We start from the raw sequence: 4,054 nt of genomic DNA on the forward strand, positions 1-4,054 counted from the left end.
TGGGCAGAGCGCAAAGCAAAGATTGATATCATTACTATGGGCCGTATATAAACTTGGCGTTTATGTGAAAAATAGGCCCATAGGTAACGCTTATAATTTTCAGTAGGGAGAATTTATAGTATCAATTTAACTGTTTAAAACCATAATTCGGCTGAAAAGTTCTTTATTTTTCTTAATTAGTTAAAACTATTACTATCAATGTTTTAACCGATTTATATAGCGGTTTAAGAATGAAAACCAAATTGAATTACGAATAAAATCAAACCAATAAATTATTTTTAAGATACAAATTTTGACTGAATGTTTAATGCTCAATACGTTATAGCTAAGCACGACATTGTTGCGACACTGAGCGCTTTAACAACAAGATAAAGTTGAGATAATCTATGAAAATAAGAAAATTAATACCTCATTTAGTATTTGCCTTAACGCCTATCGCCTCGTCGGTGGCTTTAGCCAATACTTGCCCAAACGTGAACTCTGAAGACATCACCGCATTTTCTGAAAAGTTTGATGAACTCAAAGGGAAGTTTAAAGAAGTTGCAGCCCAAGAAAAGTTACCCTCTGAACCCATAGGCAGTGACTTAGCAGGGCTAGAAAATGCGTCTCCTGGTTTTGCTGAAGTAGCGGGCAGCCTTGCTGAAGTTGGCGGTACTCTGCTGGGGGTTGAAATGGGCTTGGGAGGTTTAGCCGCGGGTATTAGAGACCACAATAATGAAGAAATTATAACGAGTAGCGTCACAATTGGCACGTCGGTAGGTATACCGATTTTAACTCGGATCATTACTGAATTAGCAGGTGAGATGGTTGGAGAAGTCTTTGGTGGGGTTGCTGCAGGTGTGGTTGCCGAAGGCTTTAGTATTTATAGTGGTGTAAAAGCAGAGCAGGCTATCACCAAGGTTAAAGATCAAAACGCGGATTTAAAAAGTGAGTTTGTTAAATATGCAGACCAAGTTGTAAACAAAATGAACAATGTGAGAGGGACGATACTAGGCAACTCTGGTGCCGCATTAAAGCTCGATGCGAAACTCATACCCGATGTACTGTTTAATGTTAATAAAGAAAAAATTGATTATTTGTCTGACAAAATATTCGTTGAAATGCTCAGTGCCAAAGCATACTACCTCAATCAGCAACGTGTAACACCCGATACTGAGGGGGGCAGTGATAATGTAGATACGGTTTTATCGTATATTGATCACCAAAGCTACATGATAAATGAAGATTTTCGGTATATTACCATTAAACCAACACCGGGAATTTACCCGGCTCACGCATTGAAAATTAGCAATAAATACAAAAAACAAGGCAGAAGTTGGACCACCGAAGAGGTGGTATTCGAAAGTAAGATATTCAAACAGTACCTTGAGCCTTTACTCGTTTATAGAAAAAATATCGCAAATCCAGTGGCTGAGCACATAGTTGAACAGGTTATGGATAATAATAAAACGTTAATAAAAGAGTACAAGGCATTAATACAATCTGAAATGAGCTCAGATGTTTGGCAACAGCAATTAACCAGCCAATACAATACGGCCATTCGTACTCAGTTGGCTTGGTATATTTTTGGTCAAGAATTGATCGCTCAAACTGATACCGCTGACTTTGATGTGGCTGAGTCTTTACTGTGGATCTCTCGAATATTCTTCCCAATGATTGACGGGTTTTATGATGGTTCATTGACTAAAAAAGCCATAAAAGACATTGATATGGGACCCATTACCGTGGCACTGGTGAATAAGTTTACCAGCGATAGATTAGATATTAATGATGAAGAAAAAGTAAATCAGATCATTATCAATCAGCTTCATAATGACGAAGACGTGCCCCCAAATATTCAACATGCAGTTCATACTGCACTGCAAAATACGCACAGTAGAGTGAATAAAATGTTGCTAGCAGACAGTGACATAGTCAAACTTTCTTTTGATAAAAAACAAGTGCTTGAGCAGATCCAGCAGCTAGAGAAAAACCATGTTTTTACCAACAGTATCAATAAAAAAATTGAAGACTACTTAAACAATTTTGGTGGCATATTGAATCCAAGAAAGGGCACAGATGAAACGTTTAACCGTGATGCCGTGATGGAAATGTTTGGTAATGTGTTAGTGGATGCAGCAGAGCTACATCAAGGTTACATGTGGAAAGTAAAAGCACAGTTAAGTGACTTGCATGGTACCTTGAAAAGCGATCCAGATGTGTGTAGTGCGAGTCAGGCCTTGTATCAAAGCGCCGAAAACATTGAGCTCAATTATTACGACTATTACGTGCAAAACCCAAGTTTTTCTCATTATAAGTGGCTGACTTTCAGAATGCTGCCTGATGTTGTTCAAGAAACCAACCAAATCATTAATTACTTAGGTAATTCAGCTAATTTATTGGCAGATAAAGGTCAGTGCTCTAACAAAGCCTAATTCTATCTTAGCTTCACTCAACCAATTCAGCATTTTATTTGATGCTAATTTACAGGACCGACTTATGTTTACCAAAACCAACTTATTTGCTCTTTCGATATTCGCAAGTTCATTGTGCTACGCTGCGCCGCCGTTTACAGATGATGGCAGCTTGAAACAGTTTTTTGATTTAAACGGATCAGAACTCACTTGGAAAACAGTGACCATTGATGGATTTACCGATGAAGTACCCGTTGCACCTCATGCTCAACGGTACTATCAAGATAGACTAAAACACATTACAGACCGAAGTTTTAAAGCGTGGGATATGAAAGAAATTGAACGCAGAAACCGTATCTCTGAGCTTGACGAGCTAGCAGAGCAAGGCAAATTATCGCCTGGTGAAGCGTTTGAACGGGCTTCACTGCGTGGTGTTGGGCAAGAAGTGCTGACGCGTAATGAAGTACAAGCCATTAAAGAATATACCGATAGTAGTAGCCCCCATATAGAAGATATTTTAGCGGATAAATTAACTGACAGAGTGAATACGCTGGATAATGCGCTGGACCATATCCCAGCTAATAAAGATATTACTTATCGGGGGGCAGCAGCTGAGCCACAACAATATGGGGAAAACATACAAGTTGGCGACCATATTCAAAGCAGAACGTTTATGTCAACGACAGCAGATCCTGCATATGCAAAATCATACAGTGAGCGAATGGCAAATTCAGGTGATAAAGACGCCATCTTCTTCAGAGTTGATGGAGAAACGGGTAGAGACATCAGTATGTACAGCGTATATACAGGTGATAGCATTGAAGCGGAAGTGTTATATCCTCGCAACAGCGTATTCCAAGTGACTAATATCGAAAAAAGTAATGGAATTACCTACGTGAATTTGAAAGAAAAACCCAGTTATAAAGGGCATGTTAAAGATGTATATTCGGGTAAAACGTATGAAAGAAAACCCCCTGCATTAGATAACCCTGAGTTAGAAGGGGCATATTGTATTGGTTTATAATTGTACGAAATAGCTAAAAATAGGGTGATTTGTTATTGTTTTTCGTTGGAGAGGTTATATTTTCTACTTCATTGACAAGAAGCAATAACAATACCACCTCTTATATTTTAAATTTGTTATTAAATCTATTTTATCATTTCTAATTTAAGGAAAAGTAAATCAGATTAACCCTTTTTTAATTCGCTATTTAATAATGGTTAATCTGTTTTTGTACTTTAGTGATGTTGATTTTTATTGTGTTTAATGGTGTGTGTTTTTAATTGTTAAACACTTGATTTTCAATGTGTAAAGGTTGGTTTGTTTGTTGGCAAAAATTAATATTTTAATATACTGCGAATCCTGCGTAGAGGACTATGCAGTATTTAAGATTTAAAAGGACGATATATGTTTAATAAAGTAATACTTGCTTCGGCATGCTTATTTTCACTTTCAGCAAATGCCACCGTTATCTCAAAAAACTTCTCACCTATTTTAAAAAATAATTACCCACTTCACATCACAGAGCCAGATAGGGCGTCTTTAGATCAAAAGAATTATTCTCATGGGTATCTTGCGAGTTACGCACAAGGGTATGTTGATAGGCCTTGTTGATCAAATAGCTAACTCCTAATCAACTTCTCAGTTTTAACTCTGTTAC

General features: G+C 37.5%; 3 protein-coding genes. All 3 read left to right on the top strand.

The features are described 5' to 3' along the window. The first annotated feature begins 386 nt into the window (after positions 1-386). Positions 387-2,414, top strand: a complete 2,028-nt coding sequence (locus J8L98_RS24215) for a hypothetical protein (protein ID WP_210998623.1) — start codon at positions 387-389, stop codon at positions 2,412-2,414. 64 nt (positions 2,415-2,478) lie between these two features. Next, positions 2,479-3,417, top strand: a complete 939-nt coding sequence (locus tag J8L98_RS24220) for an ADP-ribosyltransferase (protein WP_210998624.1) — start codon at positions 2,479-2,481, stop codon at positions 3,415-3,417. Between the two features lie 384 nt (positions 3,418-3,801). Beyond that, entirely contained in the window at positions 3,802-4,008 is a 207-nt protein-coding gene (locus tag J8L98_RS24225) for a hypothetical protein (protein WP_210998625.1), read from the top strand. Positions 4,009-4,054: the final 46 nt, after the last annotated feature.

The sequence above is a fragment of the Pseudoalteromonas sp. MMG013 genome, assembly GCF_018100885.1.
Lineage (GTDB): Bacteria > Pseudomonadota > Gammaproteobacteria > Enterobacterales > Alteromonadaceae > Pseudoalteromonas > Pseudoalteromonas aurantia.

What these genes read in the sequence shown, in the direction of transcription:
- J8L98_RS24220 (WP_210998624.1), top strand. Translation starts at nt 2,479, where the DNA reads ATGTTTACCAAAACCAACTTATTTGCTCTTTCGATATTCGCAAGTTCA.
- J8L98_RS24225 (WP_210998625.1), top strand. Translation starts at nt 3,802, where the DNA reads ATGTTTAATAAAGTAATACTTGCTTCGGCATGCTTATTTTCACTTTCA.
- J8L98_RS24215 (WP_210998623.1), top strand. Translation starts at nt 387, where the DNA reads ATGAAAATAAGAAAATTAATACCTCATTTAGTATTTGCCTTAACGCCT.